The 20,075-nt window shown below is 42.1% G+C and carries 22 protein-coding genes; 20 read left to right on the top strand and 2 right to left on the bottom strand.

Annotated elements, in window-relative coordinates; all coding sequences use genetic code 11:
• Positions 1-22 precede the first annotated feature (22 nt).
• The gene (locus ACHZES_RS11265) at positions 23-442 is read right to left on the bottom strand and encodes a transposase (RefSeq protein WP_395549001.1); all 420 of its coding nucleotides are present in this window, start codon (positions 440-442) and stop codon (positions 23-25) included.
• Positions 331-573: a helix-turn-helix domain-containing protein gene (locus tag ACHZES_RS11260; protein WP_395548928.1), complete on the bottom strand. Its 243-nt coding sequence runs from the start codon at positions 571-573 to the stop codon at positions 331-333. Before ACHZES_RS11260 ends, ACHZES_RS11265 begins: the two co-directional genes overlap by 112 nt.
• A gap of 293 nt (positions 574-866) precedes the next feature.
• Between ACHZES_RS11260 and ACHZES_RS11255 the strand changes: the two genes are divergently transcribed.
• The 20 genes from ACHZES_RS11255 (at position 867) to ACHZES_RS11160 (ending at position 20,058) form a co-directional block, all read left to right on the top strand.
• On the top strand, positions 867-1,772 hold the full coding sequence (locus ACHZES_RS11255; protein WP_038281441.1) for an energy-coupling factor transporter ATPase: 906 nt from the start codon (positions 867-869) through the stop codon (positions 1,770-1,772).
• Positions 1,762-2,610 (top strand): energy-coupling factor transporter ATPase, encoded by an 849-nt coding sequence (locus ACHZES_RS11250; protein ID WP_395548927.1) that lies wholly within the window; start codon positions 1,762-1,764, stop codon positions 2,608-2,610. Before ACHZES_RS11255 ends, ACHZES_RS11250 begins: the two co-directional genes overlap by 11 nt.
• A gap of 13 nt (positions 2,611-2,623) precedes the next feature.
• Positions 2,624-3,424 (top strand): energy-coupling factor transporter transmembrane protein EcfT, encoded by an 801-nt coding sequence (locus tag ACHZES_RS11245; protein ID WP_038281439.1) that lies wholly within the window; start codon positions 2,624-2,626, stop codon positions 3,422-3,424.
• A gap of 24 nt (positions 3,425-3,448) precedes the next feature.
• Complete coding sequence (gene truA / locus ACHZES_RS11240) at positions 3,449-4,474, top strand: tRNA pseudouridine(38-40) synthase TruA (protein WP_395548926.1); 1,026 nt, start codon at positions 3,449-3,451, stop codon at positions 4,472-4,474.
• Between the two features lie 165 nt (positions 4,475-4,639).
• Complete coding sequence (rplM, locus tag ACHZES_RS11235; RefSeq protein WP_038281312.1) at positions 4,640-5,074, top strand: 50S ribosomal protein L13; 435 nt, start codon at positions 4,640-4,642, stop codon at positions 5,072-5,074.
• A 28-nt stretch (positions 5,075-5,102) separates the two neighbouring features.
• Positions 5,103-5,495 carry a 30S ribosomal protein S9 gene (rpsI, locus tag ACHZES_RS11230; RefSeq protein ID WP_038281310.1) on the top strand — a complete coding sequence of 131 codons (393 nt, stop codon included), beginning with the start codon at positions 5,103-5,105 and terminating at the stop codon, positions 5,493-5,495.
• An 899-nt stretch (positions 5,496-6,394) separates the two neighbouring features.
• Positions 6,395-7,426 carry an L-threonine 3-dehydrogenase gene (gene tdh, locus ACHZES_RS11225; RefSeq protein WP_154524933.1) on the top strand — a complete coding sequence of 344 codons (1,032 nt, stop codon included), beginning with the start codon at positions 6,395-6,397 and terminating at the stop codon, positions 7,424-7,426.
• Positions 7,427-7,507: 81 nt separating this feature from the next.
• Positions 7,508-8,689 carry a glycine C-acetyltransferase gene (locus ACHZES_RS11220; RefSeq protein ID WP_089995491.1) on the top strand — a complete coding sequence of 394 codons (1,182 nt, stop codon included), beginning with the start codon at positions 7,508-7,510 and terminating at the stop codon, positions 8,687-8,689.
• A gap of 189 nt (positions 8,690-8,878) precedes the next feature.
• Positions 8,879-9,331 carry a MarR family transcriptional regulator gene (locus ACHZES_RS11215; protein WP_395548925.1) on the top strand — a complete coding sequence of 151 codons (453 nt, stop codon included), beginning with the start codon at positions 8,879-8,881 and terminating at the stop codon, positions 9,329-9,331.
• On the top strand, positions 9,328-9,906 hold the full coding sequence (locus ACHZES_RS11210) for a cyclase family protein (protein WP_395548924.1): 579 nt from the start codon (positions 9,328-9,330) through the stop codon (positions 9,904-9,906). The genes ACHZES_RS11215 and ACHZES_RS11210 overlap by 4 nt, the downstream gene beginning before the upstream one ends.
• Positions 9,907-9,990: 84 nt before the next feature.
• Entirely contained in the window at positions 9,991-11,106 is a 1,116-nt protein-coding gene (locus ACHZES_RS11205; protein WP_395548923.1) for a helix-turn-helix domain-containing protein, read from the top strand.
• Between the two features lie 41 nt (positions 11,107-11,147).
• Positions 11,148-11,579 carry an HIT family protein gene (locus tag ACHZES_RS11200; protein ID WP_404820368.1) on the top strand — a complete coding sequence of 144 codons (432 nt, stop codon included), beginning with the start codon at positions 11,148-11,150 and terminating at the stop codon, positions 11,577-11,579.
• A gap of 425 nt (positions 11,580-12,004) precedes the next feature.
• On the top strand, positions 12,005-12,625 hold the full coding sequence (locus ACHZES_RS11195) for a peptidase C39 (RefSeq protein ID WP_038281303.1): 621 nt from the start codon (positions 12,005-12,007) through the stop codon (positions 12,623-12,625).
• Between the two features lie 335 nt (positions 12,626-12,960).
• Positions 12,961-14,286, top strand: a complete 1,326-nt coding sequence (gene aspS / locus ACHZES_RS11190) for an aspartate--tRNA(Asn) ligase (RefSeq protein WP_395548920.1) — start codon at positions 12,961-12,963, stop codon at positions 14,284-14,286.
• Positions 14,287-14,360: 74 nt separating this feature from the next.
• Entirely contained in the window at positions 14,361-14,933 is a 573-nt protein-coding gene (locus ACHZES_RS11185; protein WP_395548919.1) for a histidine phosphatase family protein, read from the top strand.
• 192 nt (positions 14,934-15,125) lie between these two features.
• Complete coding sequence (locus ACHZES_RS11180) at positions 15,126-16,370, top strand: [Fe-Fe] hydrogenase large subunit C-terminal domain-containing protein (protein WP_395548918.1); 1,245 nt, start codon at positions 15,126-15,128, stop codon at positions 16,368-16,370.
• Positions 16,371-16,552: 182 nt separating this feature from the next.
• Entirely contained in the window at positions 16,553-17,536 is a 984-nt protein-coding gene (locus ACHZES_RS11175) for a hypothetical protein (RefSeq protein WP_038281296.1), read from the top strand.
• Positions 17,537-17,576: 40 nt separating this feature from the next.
• Complete coding sequence (greA, locus tag ACHZES_RS11170; protein WP_038281294.1) at positions 17,577-18,080, top strand: transcription elongation factor GreA; 504 nt, start codon at positions 17,577-17,579, stop codon at positions 18,078-18,080.
• A 21-nt stretch (positions 18,081-18,101) separates the two neighbouring features.
• Complete coding sequence (locus ACHZES_RS11165) at positions 18,102-19,451, top strand: MATE family efflux transporter (RefSeq protein ID WP_395548917.1); 1,350 nt, start codon at positions 18,102-18,104, stop codon at positions 19,449-19,451.
• Complete coding sequence (locus ACHZES_RS11160; RefSeq protein ID WP_038281290.1) at positions 19,444-20,058, top strand: HAD family phosphatase; 615 nt, start codon at positions 19,444-19,446, stop codon at positions 20,056-20,058. Before ACHZES_RS11165 ends, ACHZES_RS11160 begins: the two co-directional genes overlap by 8 nt.
• The last annotated feature ends 17 nt before the right edge of the window (positions 20,059-20,075 follow it).

Here is a 20,075-nt window from a genome sequence, read left to right as displayed (position 1 = left end):
ACATATTTGTGTGGTCGTTTTTCTATGCACACCATTTCTCTTTATATTTCTCAATTCGTTTATTCTCAAGAATCGGATATTCCTCTGGCCTTTCGGAAGATAGCGCTTCGGTTCTTACTTCCAGCGGTGTTTTACAATGATATCTATCTTGTGGACGCTCTTCCCTATAAAACCTTATATAATCCTTTATTGCATATCTCAATGATGCTTCATCCATGATTTCATACATTTGGTACATCTCTGTTTTAATGATACCCCAAAAGCCTTCTGTAGGACCATTATCAATACAGCGACCAACTCTGGACATTGATTGTTCCATTTCCTGAATTTCTAGTTTCTTTTGGAATACTTTGCTTGTATATTGAAAGCCTCTATCACTATGAAAAACAGGTTTTGCATGAGGATTTGAAGAGATTGCTTTATCAAATGTTTTAAATACCAGCTTATCCATTGTCTTAAGGTTTTACTTCCAATGCTATATTTAGCAGATATAAAATCGTAGGAACCAACTCCATCAAGATACTCCTGTGAAACCTTTGCACGGAATTCAGGAGTGTGTGGTGATTTTGCCATAAAATAATCCCCCATAAGTAGATTTTGGTTATTTACCATGTCTACTTATGGAGGATCATATCAGAATGCATCTGTGTCATTTTTTATTTTAATGCAATTAATTTCGTATTCCTTTGCATTATGATCTATATTTATTTATATGATAGAATCTGGTATTCTCCAAAATCTTACTTTTAACAGCGGCAATCGCTATGAATTTACAAAAGATTCGCGTCTATGCTTGACTGTTATGAAATATTCATCTAAAATTATGTGGCATATATATGTTTGAGTTTATCAGAGAAAGGTCTGCTATGGGAATAATAAAAACTTCGAAGCTGATATTTGATTATATCAGAAGAGACGAAGAAGAAAACATTGAAGAGATTAAACGTGCCATTGACGGCGTCAGTTTGGATATTAAGGCTGGGCAGTTTGTAGCCATTCTTGGACACAACGGTTCCGGCAAGTCAACCTTTGCAAAGCAGTTAGATGCAATCCTGCTTCCTACGGAAGGAACCGTGTGGATTCAGGGAATGGACACTTCCGTAGAAGAGAATTTATGGGAAGTTCGGAAAAAGACCGGAATGGTATTCCAGAACCCGGATAATCAGATCATCGGAAATATTGTGGAAGAAGATGTAGGGTTTGGTCCTGAAAATCTGGGTGTTCCTACGGAAGAGATATGGAAGCGTGTGAATGAAAGCCTGGAGAGCGTCGGAATGGCTGCATTTCGCCTAAAATCCCCTAATCGGCTTTCCGGAGGCCAGAAGCAAAGAGTTGCTATTGCCGGTGTTATGGCAATGCGGCCTCAGTGCATTGTATTGGATGAGCCCACGGCTATGTTGGATCCTAACGGCCGGAAAGAAGTAGTGAAAACGGTAAGGGAATTAAACAGGAAGGAAGGAATCACGGTCCTGCTGATCACACATTATATGGAAGAGGTTATAGACGCAGACCGTGTCATTGTCATGGACAATGGGAAGGTGGTTATGGACGGAACTCCAAAGGAAATTTTTTCTAAGGTAGAGGAACTTAAATCCTATCGCCTGGATGTTCCCCAGGTAACGGAGCTGGCGTATGAACTACAAAAGAATGGCGTGGACATACCGGACGGGATACTTACACTGGAAGAACTGATGGAAAATCTTCTGCCAAAGTTCGCAGAGCGTTTTCCAGGAAAGGTGACTCTGGGGAATGGAGTAAAGGATGGCAATTAAAGCAGAACATTTGAATTATGTTTACGGGCTTGGAACAGCCTTTGAGCAGTGTGCCCTAAAGGATGTGAATCTGGAAATAAACGATGGGGAATTTGTTGGCCTGATCGGTCATACAGGTTCCGGGAAATCCACCCTGATCCAGCATTTAAACGGATTAATGAAAGCCACTGATGGTGCCATCTATTATAATGGAAGAAACATTTACGATGCAGGATACAATTTGCGGGCCTTAAGAAGCAAGGTTGGGCTTGTATTCCAGTATCCGGAGCATCAGCTTTTTGAGATCAATGTGTTTACAGACGTTTGCTTTGGGCCAAAGAATCAGGGGCTTTCAAGGCAGGATGCCGAGAAAAGGGCAAGGGAAGCACTTACTATGGTGGGGCTTGATGAAAGCTTTTATGCCCGTTCGCCCTTTGAACTTTCCGGCGGGCAGAAAAGACGGGTGGCTATTGCAGGAGTTCTGGCCATGAAACCGGAGGTTCTCATACTGGATGAACCTACTGCAGGCCTGGATCCAAGGGGAAGGGACGAGATCCTGGACCAGATTGCCCGGCTTCATAAGGAACGGAATATGACCATCATTCTGGTTTCTCACAGCATGGAGGATATCGCCAGGTATGTGGACAGGATTCTGGTTATGAATCATGGGGAAAAAGTGTTTGATGATACCCCGAAGGAAGTGTTTAAACATTACAAGGAGCTGGAAGCGATCGGCCTTGCGGCGCCTAAAATCACTTATGTGGTTCATTCGCTGCGGGATCACGGAGTTCCTGTTGATGATAACATTACAACCGTAGAAGAGGCCAGAGACGAAATTTTAAGGCTTCTTGAAAAATAAGTCGGGAGATATTATGCTGAAAGATATTACTTTAGGGCAGTATTATCCGGTGGATTCAAAGCTGCATAGGCTGGATCCCCGGACTAAGCTGTTTGGGACTATGGTTTTTATTATATCCCTTTTTATTGCAAATGACATATGGGCGTATTTGATCGCCACTTTTTTTCTAATCTCATCGATCCGTTTAAGTCAGGTTCCTTTTAAGTTTATGGTACGTGGATTAAAGGCGATTGTGTTTCTTCTTCTCATCAGCGTCAGCTTCAACTTATTCCTGACTCCGGGAGAACCTATCTTCCGGCTGGGATTTTTGAAATTGACAAGGGAAGGTGTGAAGATAGCGTCCTTCATGGGAGTCCGGCTCATTTACCTGGTGGTTGGATCTTCCATCATGACCCTTACCACCACACCGAACCAATTAACCGATGGCCTGGAAAAGAGCCTTGGGTTTTTAAAGAAGGTGGGAGTTCCGGTCCATGAGGTATCCATGATGATGTCCATTGCTTTAAGATTCATCCCTATCCTTGTGGAGGAAACCGATAAGATCATGAAGGCTCAGATGGCCAGGGGTGCTGATTTTGAAACAGGGAATCTGATTCAAAAGGCAAAGAATATGATTCCTCTTTTAGTACCCTTATTTATTTCCGCATTCCGCCGTGCCACGGACCTGGCAATGGCCATGGAGGCCAGATGCTACCGGGGCGGGGAAGGAAGGACTAAAATGAAGCCTCTTCGGTATGGAAAACAGGACGGGATCGCCTATCTGGTGTGTCTGGTATATCTGGCCGCTATCGCAGGACTTCGAATCATGGGATAAGGTTCCCATATAATAGGAGGATGTATGAAACGGGTTAAAATGATTGTGGCCTATGACGGCACCAATTACTGCGGCTGGCAGATCCAGAATAACGGGATCACCATTGAGGAGGTTCTAAATAGGGAACTGACGAAACTTTTAAAGGAGCCAATAACCGTAATCGGGGCCAGCAGAACTGATTCCGGGGTTCACTCGGAGGGGAATGTGGCGGTCTTTAATACGGAGAACCGGATGCCTGCCGATAAAATATGCTTTGCCTTAAACCAGAGACTGCCGGATGATATCCGTATCTTACAGTCTGAGGAGGTAGCACCGGATTATCATCCGAGAAAGCAAAACTGTGTTAAAACATATGAATATAAAATCATGAACCGGAAAATCGAAGTACCTACCATGAGGCTTTACAGCTATTTCTGTTATTTTCCCTTAGATGTGGAGCGGATGCGGGAAGGCGGGGCCTATCTGGTAGGAGAACATGACTTTAAAAGCTTCTGTACGGCCCGTGGACAGGCGGAAGAAACCGTACGTACCATTTATAGCCTGGACATCGATAAGAGCGGGGATCTCATTACAATCCGCATTAAAGGCAGTGGTTTCCTGTATAACATGGTGCGGATCATTGCAGGAACGTTAATGAAGGTTGGAATGGGGGTATATCCGCCAGCTCATGTGGAAGAGATTCTTGATACCAGAGACCGGAAAGTGGCAGGGCCAAAGGCTGCGGCAAAAGGACTTTCCCTGATAAGCCTTGATTATGAAACAGAACTTAAAAAACAGATCCGGGGAGAGAATAAGGAATGGAGCTATACTCTTTCCCAGGATAAGATTGTTTCGGAAGGAAAAGCCTGGCTTTATATTCACCGGTGCAGGGAAGAAGATTTTGAAAGACTTTTGATTCGTGTGGTACATCAGGCGGTGCAAAATGGTGCAGAAACTATTTTTGTACGAGATGAGGAAATGGATGGAAGGATCATTTTGGGAAAGCCATACGGATTTTATATTTTTCAGGCTGATCCTGAGAGCCAGGGTTGGTGTGTGACACAAAAATAGGCCGAAAAGCCTTGATTTTATGGGAAAAGAGGTTGACACATCCGGCTGAATGTAATATAATGTATAACTGTGACGTTAGACGAAAATGTTCAGCCAAAGCCCCGGAGTGAGCATTTTGCAATATAGTTATGCTTAAAAAAACCATAATTTACAGGAGGTTGTCCAATGAAGACTTTTATGGCTAGTCCAGCAACAATTGAAAGAAAATGGTACGTAGTTGATGCTACAGGATATACATTAGGACGTTTGGCTTCAGAAGTAGCTAAAGTATTAAGAGGTAAGAATAAACCGATCTACACACCGCATATGGATTGCGGCGATTATGTGATCGTTGTTAATGCAGATAAGATTGCCGTAACCGGTAAGAAGTTAGATCAGAAGATCTATTACAACCACTCTGACTATGTTGGTGGTATGAGAGAAACAACTTTAAGAGAAATGATGGCTAAAAAGCCTGAAAAAGTTATTGAACTGGCAGTTAAGGGAATGCTTCCCAAGGGACCTTTAGGAAGAAGCATGATAACAAAACTTCACGCATATGCAGGCGCAGAGCATGGTCATGCTGCTCAGAAACCAGAAGTTTTAGAGTTCAAATTTTAATCAGAGGTGCTGAAAGGAGGAAGTTATCATGGCTAATGCAAAATTTTACGGAACAGGTAGAAGAAAAAAATCTATCGCTAGAGTATATTTAGTACCAGGTACAGGCAAGATCACTATCAATAAGAGAGATATTGACCAGTATTTAGGTCTTGAAACATTAAAGCTTGTTGTACGTCAGCCGTTAGTTGCTACAGAGACAGTTGATAAGTTTGACATTCTTGTAAACGTTCACGGCGGCGGATTCACTGGACAGGCCGGTGCAATCAGACACGGTATCTCAAGAGCTCTGCTTCAGGCAGATGTTGAGTATCGCCCGATTCTTAAGAAGGCAGGCTTCTTAACAAGAGATCCAAGAATGAAGGAAAGAAAGAAGTACGGCTTAAAGGCAGCTCGTCGTGCTCCACAGTTCTCAAAGAGATAAGCAGACAGAAAATCGAATTACAGCAGAACCCCGAAAAACACTATGTTTTCGGGGTTTTCTTATTTACTAAAGTAACAAGGAACACCTAAAAATGGCATCAAAATTAAGAGGAAACTTACACGTAACTAACAGGTAACTGACAATCAAAAAGATATACGAAATAGAAAAATTATTGATTGTAAGAAGGGAATCCGTATGATAGAATATGCACAAGAACAATCGTGTTGCAGGGTGTGTTGACCTCATTCTAAAAGAATGGGGGTGATGCCTATGAAAAATCGTTTTGATTTTAAGGATTTAATGACCTTTGGTCTATTCCTTTTGGCATTACTTACATTCGTTTTTACGTTTTGTAAGTAGCTATACATAGCAAAAACCACCCTAAAAACTTTGGACGGTTAAGGGTGGCTTTGCTTCTCATATAATCGGTCAACCCCTTGTGGGCGGTTGTTCCTTTTCTATCTATAATATATCATAAGAATTTATTTAATTCAACAGAAATTTGTGCAATGAAGTAGTGGGGGGCGTTGTAAGAATCTGTAGGTAACTAACACATAACTGACAAGCATGCATGAGACGTCTTACAATCAGCCTTTTAAGTTCTCCAAACGATAATAAACAAAGATATAGTATATATAAAGAGATGGAATCCACTTTGGAAGCCATCTCTTTTTTCGTAATAACCTTCTGCGTAATAGTACGAATCCCTTGTCGTTTCATGCTAAATTTCCTTACAGAAATCATAAGAAAAGGGATTGCAATCTACTGATATTCATGTTATTATGTCCTTGAGGGGGAGACATTAAATGTAAAAGTGTCTGCGCATAAAAGACATTTTTCGTCTCACAAAGACATATAAAGCAATGAGAAAGGTGGAGGTTACAATGAAAGAAAGAATGATGTATGCTATTGTAAAAGAACAGGCGGCGCGTGGGCTGGCGCTAAGAGAGGTCCCCATTCCCGAAACAGGGGAAAATGATGTGAAGATCAAGATTCACTACACATCAATCTGCGGTACGGATTTACATATCCATAACTGGGATAAGTGGTCTCAGGAGACGATAAAACCGCCAATGACCATCGGACATGAATTTGTAGGTGAAATCGTGGAAGTGGGCAGCCTTGTAAAAGAATACAAAATCGGCGATATTGTATCGGGTGAGGGCCATATCGTATGTGGTCACTGCCGCAACTGTAAAGCAGGAAAACGCCATCTCTGCAAAAATACTATCGGTGTAGGGGTAAACCGTGACGGTGCATTTGCACAGTATCTGGTGATTCCGCAGACCAATGTAATTATTTGTGAGCCGGGAATCCCCGAGGAATTATGTTCATCCTTTGATCCTCTGGGCAATGCGGTACATACTGCTTTGTCCTTTGATATGGTGGGAGAAGATGTGCTGATTACAGGTGCCGGTCCTATCGGTATTATGGCTGCAGCGATTTGCCGCCATATTGGAGCCAAACATGTGGTGATCACGGATGTCAATGATTACCGGCTGAATCTGGCCCGGGAAATCTGCGGTGCCCATACTGTCAATGTAGCCAGAGAGAGCTTAGATGATAAGATGCGGGAGCTTCATATCGAGGAAGGCTTTGATGTTGGACTTGAGATGTCCGGTAACGGCCAGGCGTTTACTTCCATGATTGACCATATGTACAACGGCGGTAAGATTGCAGTGCTGGGACTTCAGGGAAGCGATACCGTGGTGCCATGGAATAAGATCGTGGTTAACTGCCTTCAGTTAAAAGGGATTTATGGAAGGGAAATATTTGAAACCTGGTACAAGATGATGGCTATGCTAAACAGCGGTCTTGAGATTGAGAAAATTATCACCCACAAATTTGATTTCCGGGAGTTCCAGAAGGGCTTTGACGTAATGAACAGCGGACAGTGCGGAAAGGTAGTTCTGGACTGGACGAAGATTTAAAAGAGTACGGGAAGAACGAATTGACATAGATAAGGTTATTCAGCCGATATGGAACATGAACGATAGGAGAGAAGTGATATTATGAAGAAAGCATTAAACTATTATAAAGAAGCGGTGGAGCAGTCCAAAGGAGACGGAACTTACAAGGAGGAGCGCATTATCACAACTCCTCAGAGGAGCAGAATCAATACAACGAAGACAGAAAATGTCATCAATATGTGTGCGAACAATTATCTGGGACTTTCTAACAACCAGGAGATTATAGATGCGGCCAAAGCCACTTATGATACATGGGGATATGGCTTGTCTTCCGTACGTTTTATCTGCGGAACTCAGGGGATACATAAAGAACTGGAAGCTAAAATTTCATCCTTTCTGGGCATGGATGATACGATTTTATACTCCTCCTGCTTCGACGCTAACGGAGGTTTGTTTGAGACACTGCTGACAGAGGAAGATGCGGTGATCAGCGATGCATTAAATCATGCCAGCATCATCGACGGCGTGCGTTTATGCAGGGCTAAACGCTTCCGTTATGCCAACAATAATATGGAGGAGTTAGAACAGTGCTTAAAGGATTCCCAGGATGCCAGAATACGCCTGATTGCTACAGACGGTGTATTTTCTATGGACGGCATTGTGGCTGATTTAAAAGCAATCTGTGATCTGGCTGACAAGTACGATGCACTGGTAATGGTAGATGACAGTCACGCAGTAGGATTTATGGGGAAACTTGGAAAAGGCACACCGGAGCACTGCGGCGTTATGGGCCGGGTAGATATCATCACCGGTACACTGGGCAAGGCCCTAGGTGGAGCCAGCGGCGGATATACCAGTGCCAGGCAGGAAATCGTGGATTTGCTCCGCCAGAAGAGCAGACCGTATCTGTTTTCCAATACGGTAGCTCCTGCAATCGCAGGCGGGGCCATAAAGACCTTTGAAATTCTGGAGCGCAGCACGGAGTACAGGGACCGTGTTCATGAAAATACCCGCTATTTCAGGGAGAAGATAAAAGAGGTTGGATTTGATATTATAGAGAGTGATCATCCGATTGTGGCGATTATGCTGTATGATGCAAAGACGGCTGTGGAATTTGCAGCAAGGATGCTGGAACTTGGCGTATATGTCATCGGATTCTGCTATCCGGTGGTTCCAAAGGAAAAGGCCAGAATCCGTACACAGATATCCGCCGCCCATACCAGGGAGGATTTGGATTTTGCAGTAGAATGCTTTAAACGTGTAAAGGAAGAGATGGGGATTTGAAAAACGAGCGGAGTTGATTTTGCCGTAAAATGAAAGAATAAAAGTGGGGAACAGGATTGTATTTTATCCTGTTCCTTTTTTCGTGCGTGGACTGCTCTTGCCATTTGATTTTATTTTTGTTGACTTGACAACAATAATTTGACATGTTATCATAGGATTGCTTACCAGGAAACAAAAAGGAGATATAATATGGAGCGGGAAATACTACAACAATTTACGCAGCTTTATAACAATCAGGACATACTTAGCAATCTTATAAATAGTGGTTTAAATTCACGATATAGTAATTCAGAATTACATTGTATTGAAGCGATCGGAAAGCTTGAGCACCCAAATGGAGTGCAGCTCGCTTCGCTTCTCTCTATGACTCGAGGTGCAGTTACTAGGCTGGCTAAGCGTTTGCTGCAGGATGGCCTTATCGAGCGTTATGTTCTTCCGGATAATAAAAAAGAAATTTACTATCGGCTGACCGCTAAAGGAGAGGTTTTAAATAAAGAACATGAGGTTGCTCATACGAAATGGGAAGAACGGGATATTGCCTTTTTATATTCTGTTCCAATAAAGGAGCAAGAAGTAATCCTTGACTTTTTACAAAAGTTCAATAACTATCTGAAAGATAAAATAGAGGAGGAATCACTATGAAATATGACTTGACAACACAAGTGGACCAGTGCTTAATGGAGCAATGGCTCTCCACACAGGAAAACCGCCATATAGCCACAGGACATGTGGGAACACATTTAGATACCTATGAGAAAAGTGTTATCCCACTGGATTACATCACATGCCCTGGTATTCTTTGGGATGTATCAGACGTTGCAGAAGATCGTGAAATCTCACTCTCTGATATTGAGAATTTACCTATACCAGAACATGCCTTTCTTTTCATATACACTGGTCGAAGTGAAAAAGAAAAGTACGGTACCGCTGATTATTTTCGTGATCATCCGCAGTTATCCAATGAATTGATCCAGTGGCTCACAAATCAACCGCTTCGCTTTTTGGGAATTGACTGCTCAGGAATACGCCGTGGAAAAGAGCATGAACCTGCGGACAGGTTGTTGGAGAAGAATGGCATATACGTTATCGAGAACTTAAGTGGTCTTAATCAATTGTTAGGTATTGATGTTTTTAAAGTCTATACTCTTTGGTTTGATGATCCTGTTGCTACCGGATTACAATGCAAAGTGGTGGCGGACACGGGTATCTCAACTTAAATGCGAGTGAATTCGCTTGTTGCGTTATGGGTTTAACTGAAGCTGTGTGATAGAATTTAGTTATGAAATAGGGGAGGTCATGATATGGCAACAGTTAAACTTAAAATAGCAGAATTGAGAAAGGATAAAGGGATAAGCCAGCAGGATTTAGCTGATGTATTGGGGGTATCTTTTCAATCGGTAAGCAAATGGGAAACTGGCACAACAATGCCTGATATAACGTTACTGCCAGGTATTGCTGAATACTTTAATGTTTCTGTTGATGAACTATTAGGTCTTAGACCGCTGCGCCAACAAGCTTACATACCACGGAATACAGATCATCGTGACCATTGGAATGAAAAGGCGAATGAACTTTATAAGAATAGAAAGTACTTTTGGAATGATGATTACTTAAGTTTCCTTGTAAAAAATGTCTGGTACGTAGATACTCCAGTAGATGTCATTGAATTAAGATGTGGTGAAGGTTGTTTAGGAATGCAGTTGCTTGACCATCTGCCTGCAGGAAGCACTTATACAGGGGTTGATAATGAATATTTTACGAATAGAGCCAAATTGAGCTTTCATAATCCGGGACTTGAGATAAATTTTATTGTATCAGACATATACTCCTTAGAAACTAATAAAAAATATGACATTGCTATCAGCCAGTCAGGATTACGTCACATGAACAAACCAATGGAAGTATTAAAGAAAATGGCGGATTCTGTTAAAAAAGAGGGTCTTGTTGTTTGTATGGATGTCAATCGGGAGATCGAAAATGTTGGATTTTACTTTGATGACATTAGTTACGATTATCTTTGCACGGCCTTTAATTTTCATAAAGTATGGAAGAAAGAACTGGAATGTGAAGGCAGAGATTATGCGATCGGGATGCGGTTACCATTTTATATGGAGCAAATAGGGTTACATAATATCGATATCCGTATGAATGACAGAATCATGTATGTAAATCCTGATATGAAGGATTATGAGGAGAAAGTACAGGATTTTATTGAAATACATGGCTGGAATAAATCTATTAATAAATCCGGACAGGAAGATATTATTGAGTTATTTATGAATAGAGGGCTTGATAGAGCTGAGGCAGAAGCTTATATAGATATGCAATTTAAAATAGCGGAGTATTTTGGAAATACGGAAAGAAAAAAATCATTTTTAAAGGTACAGGGATTACTTATCGCATACGGAAGAAAATAATTGGAGGGATTACAATGTGCTTGATATGCGACAGGATTGATATGATAAAAAACAATGAAAATCCTCATTATGTAAAAGAATTGGAAACGGGTTATGTTGTGATGGGAGACCATCAACTATTTAAAGGTTATACATTGTTTCTATGTAAGGTCCATGAGACAGAATTATTTAATTTAAATGATGATTTTAAAAATAAATATCTACAGGAAATGTCTATGGTGGCAGAAGCAGTGTCAAAGGCTTTTCATGCAGAAAAAATCAATTATGAACTTTTAGGAAATGGTGATACACATCTTCATTGGCATCTTTTTCCGAGAATCAAAGGAGATATGGGAGAGTACGGAATGAACGGAAAAGGGCCTGTGTGGTGGGTGCCGGCCGAAATTATGTATGATAACAAAAATAGGCCATCGACAAAAGAATTAAAGGAGTTAAAGAAAAAACTAAGAGAACAGCTGGAAAATCAGCTTTAAGCCTTGCATCTAATTTTCAAAGACAAGAATTCCCTGTAAATGGCAGGATAAAAAAAGACTCCTGAGAGGTTCTCTCAAGGAGTCTTTCTTACGTACCGTATTTCACTGGAATAAATTGAATTTATGTAATAACAGATAGGTTTTGTGGCACAATGTAATAGTGAACCACCCGGATCATCAGCCTAAGAGCTTTTGCATTGTGACTGCATAATATAAAAGGTATCCATACGAGCTGAAAATATATTGACAATATTGTGCTAAAATGATACAAATAATGCTTATAAGATAGAAATGTGATAAGTGAATTTATTAAGGAATATCGTATAGCTCCTGTAATAGCAAGATGCTATTATAGGTAAGCCCGGTATTTTTAACATATGACAAGCAACCGTGTATGAAAATCCTTAAAGGAAGTGAACCCCAATATGAAAAATCCCCTAAATTATCAGGTCACAGAATACGACTGCGGCCCGACCACATTACTGAATGCAATGAGCTATCTTTTCACCCGGGATCAGATTCCGCCGGATATCATCAAACATATTATGCTTTTTTGTCTCGATTCCTATAATGCCAAGGGAGAATTCGGGAAAAATGGAACCTCACGTATGGCTATGATGTTTTTCAGTAACTGGATTAATCAATTCGGAAAGATGAAGAAGTTTCCTGTTCAAAGCGAATATCTGACTGGGGACGAAGTGTATATAGGAGAAAACAGCAAGATCATATATGGTCTGCAGCAGGACGGAGTTGTGGTGGCGCGGGTAATGTTAGGCTGCTGGCACTATGTATTGGTAACTGGGGCCGATGAGGAAAATGTTTATTTATTTGATCCTTATTTCAGAAAAAAACCTTTTAAGCAAAAGGGATTGGAGTTAATCACAGATATGCCTTATCATAGGAACCGATGTGTGCCATGGGAGATATTTAATGACACAGGAAAGGGTGCTTATGCCCTTGGCCCCAAGGAAACAAGAGAGGCAGTCATTATATTTAACAGAGTGACACAGAAGAAACCGGCAGATACCATTGAATATTTCATTTGACAATATAGGCTCTTTGTGATAACCTGTATCAAACTATAAATGGAGGCAGCTATTATGAATCAGCATCAACTATTTGAAATGTTGAATAGGGACGACGATTGATAGCGCTTGTATCTGTGACAAAACGCAGGTGCAAGCGCTTATAGCGTTGCGCCTGTGTGGATAGAATATTTTAGGGACCACATCGGTAAATTTAAATTGCCTGTGTGGTTCTATTTTTATACCCATACGGGCGAGGGAAAGGTTGTGATCGTATGGGACATATTGATGATGTCCTTATGGATATATTAGATAACAGTAAAAATCAAATAACCATAATCCAGGAGGAATAAACAATGAAGAGTATCATTGGAGAAATCAAAGAGAAAACCGTTGAGGCGCAGGAGCTGATAAACCATATCGGTGAAACAATAAAGATTCATGGAAGCATCTATAAAATCAGGAAAATGAGTGATTTTGCTTTTGTACTGTTGAGAACGAAAAGGAACGTAGTTCAGTGTATTTATTCAAAAGAATTTTCCCTGTTTTCTCTCGATGAGATGAAGGAAGAAAGCAGCGTAATCGTGACCGCCTGTGTCAAAGGGGAAGAAAGATCCAGAACAGGCTATGACCTTCAGATGATTCAGATAGAGGTATTATCAAAGCCGGTAGAGCCAAGCCCAGTTGTAATTAATAATAAATGTGTAGATACTTCCATGGAAACTCTGCTCAATTTCAGACCGGTTACTCTTCGTAACGAAAAAGAACGGGCAATTTTTAAACTTCAGGAAGGGATCACCTATGGGATCCGTGAGTTCTTAAAAAAGGAAAAGTTTACGGAAATCCGTACGCCTAAGATCGTTTACGCAGGTGCCGAAGGCGGAGCAAATATTTTCCGTTTAGACTATTTTGGCAGAGAGGCATATCTAGCTCAAAGCCCGCAATTTTACAAGCAGATGATGGTAGGCGTTTTTGAAAGAGTGTATGAAATAGCTCCGGTCTTCCGGGCGGAAAAACATGATACCTCCAGGCATTTGAATGAATATACAAGCGTGGATTTTGAAATGGGGTACATTTGCAGTTTTGAAGACATTATGCAGATGGAAACGATGATGCTAAAACATGTAATGGAATATTTAAATGAACAGTATGGTGATGAAATACGGCTGTTAAAAGTGAAGCTGCCTGTAATCAAAGAAATTCCGGCGATTAAATTTAAGGAAGCAAAAGAATTGATATCAGTGGAATATCATAGGCCTATTAAAGACTTTGATGATTTTGAGCCGGAAGAAGAAAAACTGCTTTTTGAGCTGATTAAGAAGAAAACAGAAAGTGAATTTGTATTTGTAACTCATTATCCAAGCCCCAAGAGGCCCTTTTATGCCATGGATAGCGTGGAGAATGAGGAGGAAACCTTAAGCTTTGACCTTTTATTCCGGGGACTGGAGATAACAACAGGCGGCCAAAGAATTCATGGGTATAAGGAACAGGTTGAGAAAATGGTACGCAGAGGAATGAATACTGAATTATTTGAAAGCTATCTTATGATGCATAAATATGGGATGCCGCCTCATGGAGGACTGGGCCTTGGTCTGGAACGTTTTACAAGCAAGCTTCTTGAACAGGAGAATGTGCGGTTATCCACCTTGTTTCCAAGAGATATTAACCGGCTGATTCCATAGAATCAATTACCGGCCATCATGATTATTCAGAGACAATGTTATAAATAATAAACAGTGGGGGAGGATAAAACATAATGACAAGAGTATATTTTGTACGCCACGCACAGCCGGACCATGCCTGGGAAGATGACAGGAGCAGGCCTTTGACAATGGAGGGCAGAGAAGACTCCAGGAAGGTATTGGAGTTTTTGCAGGATAAAAATATTGATTCATTTTATTGCAGCCCATATAAGCGGAGTATGGATACCATATGGGAAACTGCAGCATATTATGAAACGGAAATCATCACCGATGAACGTCTCCGTGAACGTGAAAGCGGGAGAAACGGGAATCATCATGGAATGTTTCGGAAGCGTTGGGAAGATCATGACTTTCATGAGGAGGGCGGAGAATCAATCGCCATGGTACAGGAGAGGAATGTGGCTGCACTAAAGGATATACTTCAAAAGAATGATGGCAGGAATATTGTCATTGGAACCCATGGAACAGCACTAAGCAGCATTTTAAATTATTATAATACAGACTATGACTGTGATTCTTTCCTGCGGATTCTGGATTGGATGCCGTATATCATAGAGCTTGATTTTGAAGACGAAGAATTTCTGGATAAAATCGAGCATTTGCATATACACAAGGAATTTTTGTGAAAATAGGAAATGAATATAAAATAATAATTTCTTCCATTGAACCATAATTTTCCTGTAAATATCAACTTTCCCATGTATGGTATGGTAAGGAAGAAGAAAAAGTATTATAATAATAAATATCATATAATTACCGGAATTGATAAAAATATAAGTACTATAAGAAAACAAAAACATACTTGCGGGAGGTATCTTATGCAGACATTTAAGCAGTTGTATGAAAGTATGGTGAAGTCCGTATTAAATAATGATTCGGATCCGGAGAATAATTTGGAAACCCCATATGATCCTCACCATCTGGATTGCCTTTTGAACCCGATGAAGCACCCGGTAGTAATCCGTACGGGAACCTGCACCTGTTCCAAAGAGGAACGGGAGGAATGCTTAAAGCGCTGTCCGTTCGGCGCATTGGGGATCGGAAAGGATGGGGTCACTGTTGATCCGGAGCTGTGCCTGGGCTGTGAAAATTGCATTGAAGGCTGCGCACCGGAAAAGCTGACAGCCAGTACGGACATTATCCCGGCATTAAAAGCGATAAGAGGCTCCAAGGGACTGGTATATGCAATGATAGCTCCCGCATTTTTAGGCCAGTTTTCAAAAGAGGTTACTCCCGGTAAGCTTAGGTCGGCATTAAAAGCCGTAGGGTTTGACGGAATGCTGGAGGTTGCCTTATTTGCGGACATCCTTACATTAAAAGAAGCCCTTGAATTTGATAAAAACATCAATGATATCAACGATTTCCAGCTGACAAGCTGCTGCTGTCCCATGTGGATCGGCATGATCCGTAAAGTCTATAACCAGCTGGTTCCTCATGTGCCTGGCTCGGTATCACCCATGGTCGCCTGCGCAAGAGTCGTAAAAGCACTCCATCCTGATGCTTTGACCGTATTCATTGGACCGTGTCTTGCCAAAAAGGCGGAAGCCAGGGAAAAGGATCTGGCCGGTGATGTTGACTATGTTCTTACATTCCAGGAGGTAAAGAATATTTTTGATGCCTTGGGAATCGATCCGGCTGTCATGGAAGAGAGTGAAAAGGATCATTCCTCAAGGGCCGGAAGGATTTACGCCAGAAAGGGCGGAGTCAGTGAAGCGGTAGAAAGTACGGTAAGAGCCATTAATCCCAATAAAAAAACAGAGATCCGCACCAAACAGGCGGATGGAGTACCTGCGTGCCGGAAAATGATCCAGGATATTATGGCTGGGAATATCGAAGCAAACTTTTACGAAGGCATGGGCTGCGTGGGTGGCTGTGTGGGCGGACCAAGGTCCATTCTGGGAGTGGAGCAAGGAACAGAACTGGTCAATGATTATGGAGAAAAGGCGACTTATGTGCATCCCGCGGAGAACCCATATGTGATTGAACTACTGCACCGTCTGAACCTGGACAGCATCGAGAGTTTGCTTGAAGAAACCGATTTATTCAGCAGAAATATTACGTAAGGCGAATTGTTTTCATATGTTTTATACCTTTTTAGTAAAATCAGTACAAGGGAACCATTACTGGCGGCTCCCTTGTACTGATTTTCGGTTTTCCTGTTTGCATCTTGCTTTTCACCCCTTAAAAATGCTAATATAAAGGAGTATGCATGGACAATACAGGCAACTGAAAGAAAGGAAATGGTATGGCAACAGGCAGAATGAATCAGCTGTTGGTAATGGTCAATTTATGCAGCAGTGTTGTGGAAGGAATCGAACACCTTATGGCCTTTAAGGAGAATGATCGGCTGAAAGAGGATACTGTCACAGGGCTCCTTACTTTGGAGGAGAGTTTAAAGGGATTTATGGCAGATAAATCGGTGATCCATGAAACGAAATGGATGGCACAAGTCATAAAGACACGGCTGTTTGTTTATGACCAGGAATTTAAAAACAGGCTGTACCGCTGGTATTTTTCAGCGTTAAAAGAACTTCGTAACTTAATGACAGCAGAAGTAGAGCGGTGTCCCGTTTGCTCCGGGAAAGGTGAAACCCATTATGGAGCTGTATTATATATGGAAGATGAAGATGCGGATCAATATGTGCTTGAGCCCGTCAGGGTCTTTATGAAATGCAGGGATTGCGGAAATTACTACCTTGCAAGGGAAGAAAGCCGGCTTGTAAACAGAAAGAAGGGGACAAACCGCACAAAAGTAAGATGTGAACGGCTCTTAGCTGACATAGGTGAATTTGCAGCAGGAGGAACCATGCTGTTTATCGGTGAAGAGAGAAGCCCTTTATATAAAGAGGCCAGAAAGGCCGGATATCATCCACAGGCAATGTCTCTGGAGGAAGCCGGTGGACAGATCGAAGGCGATAAGAAGGCATACCGGATTGTCCTTATTGACCGGATCTCCCGCACTCAGGATTTGAAGTTGATCCTGACCCAGGCGGCGGAGTACTTAGCAGAGGACGGGATTCTCTGGTTTGACGGCCCTGATCTTGATAAATCTATTAAAAATCTGGAAAAAAAGGGGGCTTCCATGTGGAAGGGAGAAGTGGCCGAGGTCTGCATGACGGACAGGGGAATAGACGCTCTGGCGGAAAAATGTGGACTTTCCATAAGATCATATCGCCATGTGGGGACTGCTTCCGGGCGAATTGAAGTAATTGCCCAGAAGAAGGAATGATGGACTCTATAGGAGAATGTAGAAAGAGGGAAGGAACAACGTGTTTGATAAATTAACGGACAATGATATTAAGAAAATGCAGGAAGAAATAGACTATCGGAAGCTGGTCGTTCGAAAAGAAGCATTAGAAGCGGTAAAAGAAGCAAGAGCTCATGGGGATTTAAGTGAAAATTTTGAATATCATGCCGCAAAAAAGGATAAGAACCAGAATGAAAGCAGGATCCGTTATCTGGAGAAGATGATAAAGACAGCTCAGATCATATCCGATGAATCCAAAGACGATGAGATCGGGCTCTATAATACGGTTGACTTATATTTTGAGGATGATGAAGAGGAGGAGACCTACAAGCTTGTGACAACCGTCCGCGGAAATTCCATGAAGGGCCTTATCAGCTCAGAGTCTCCATTGGGAAGGGCTATTATTGGACATAAGGTTGGCGACCGGGTTTATGTAAAGGTCGATGGCAATACAGGCTACTACGTAGTGGTGAAACGCCTGGAAAATACAAAGGATGATGGCAGTGACAAGCTGAGAAGCTATTGATCCGCCTAAGGGGCAGGCGATATGATGAAAGATATGACAAGAGGAAATATTTCTTCTCAATTGATCCGGTTTTCCATTCCGCTGGTTTTAGGAAATTTATTCCAGCTCACCTATAATGCGGTGGATTCCATTGTAGTTGGACGGTTTGCTGGAGAAGAGGCACTGGCAGCAGTTGGTGCGGCAGGCCCGGTCATGAATATTGTGATCCTGGGGATTACGGGAATCTGCATCGGGGCTTCGGTGCTAATGAGTGAATTTTTTGGTGCAGGAAGCCATGAAAAGTTAAAGCGGGAGATATCCACCACCCTTTTGTTTGGCTTATATTTTTCCCTGGCCATTGTGGGCCTGGGGCTGCTTTTTTCCGGTGAGATCATAAGGCTTCTCCGTGTTCCAAAAGAGATCTCAGAAGATGCGGCTATTTATTTAAGGGTCATATTGATCGGAACCCCATTTACCTTTTTTTATAACGGTGTTGCTTCTGCTCTTCGGAGTGTGGGCGATTCAAAGACTCCGGTCCGCTTCCTGGCTATGGCTTCGGTTTTAAACGCATTATTAGATTTGGTATTTGTGGCAGGATTTCACATGGGGGTTTTTGGAGCAGCCCTGGCTACGGACATTGCAGAGGCGGTTTCCGCGCTTTTGTGTATTTCCTACATATATAAGAAGGTTCCCCTCCTTAAGCTTAAGCCAAAGGATGTCCGAATAGACCGGGAGCTCTTAAGTCTAACGGTTAAGCAGGGGGCGGTCACGGCATTGCAGCAATCCTGCCAGCCGATTGGAAAGCTTTTGATACAGGGAGTCATAAATCCTCTTGGAGTCAGCACCATAGCGGCGTTTCAGGCTGTAAACAGAGTGGATGACTTTGCCTTTACTCCGGAACAAAGCATTTCCAGCGGAATGATGACTTTTGTGGCTCAAAACCGGGGAGCCGGTAACGGAGAACGGATAAAGAAGGGCTTTCGGACCGGACTTTTTATAGAAGCAGGCTACTGGGTGATCATATGCATTGTCATCCTGTTGATAAAGGAACCGGTGATGAGATTATTTGTCTCCAATGGGGATGGGGCCATGGTAAAGATTGGGGCAGAATATTTAAGCCTTATGGCTTTTTTCTATGTGATGCCGGCGTTTACCAATGGGATCCAGGGATTTTTCCGGGGAATGGGAAATATGTCCATCACCCTGATTTCCACTCTGATACAGATATCTGTCCGGGTGGCGTTGGTCGTCCTGCTGGTTCCGTCTATGGGAATGAAGGGCGTTCCCTATGCATGCCTGGCTGGCTGGACCTGTATGCTGCTTTATGAGATTCCCTATTATTTTTGGTTTAAAAAGAAAAATGAATTATTACAGGAGAAAAAACATGATTAAAAATATAGTATTTGACATGGGTAAAGTGTTAGTACATTACGATGGAGATATTGTCTGCAAACATTTTATTGAAGATGAGGCAGAGCGGAAGGCAGTAAGAATCGCTGTTTTCGAATCTCAGGAGTGGCTGTTTCTGGATATGGGGCTGATCTCAGAGGAAGAGGCTTTAAAAAAGATGCAGGCACGTCTGGACACTGCCCATGCAAAAGAAATGGCAGCTCTTTGCCTGGAACACTGGCATGAATATAATATGTGGCCTGATAAAGAGATGGGGGAACTGGTAGGACAGCTTAAGGAAAGGGGATATGGCATCTATCTTTGTTCCAATGCTTCCCTCCGTTTGCTGACGTGTTACAACATCATTCCAGGAATTGAACATTTTGACGGTCGCTTATTTTCCGCTGAGGTAAAGTGCCTGAAGCCACAAAAGGAAATGTATGGACATTTATTTGAGCGGTTCCATTTAAAGCCGGAGGAATGCTTTTTTATCGATGACTTGTCCATGAACATTGAAGGAGCCAGGGCCTGCGGTATGGATGGATACTGTTTTGAGGACGGAGACGTGAAACGGCTGAAAGAATTTCTGTCCACGATCAATAATAACTAGATTGGCTTTGCAATGAA

It is taken from the genome of Lacrimispora sanguinis, from assembly GCF_044987295.1.
GTDB classification, from domain to species: Bacteria; Bacillota; Clostridia; order Lachnospirales; family Lachnospiraceae; genus Lacrimispora; species Lacrimispora celerecrescens_B.
This window is presented reverse-complemented; position numbering and strand designations above follow the sequence as displayed.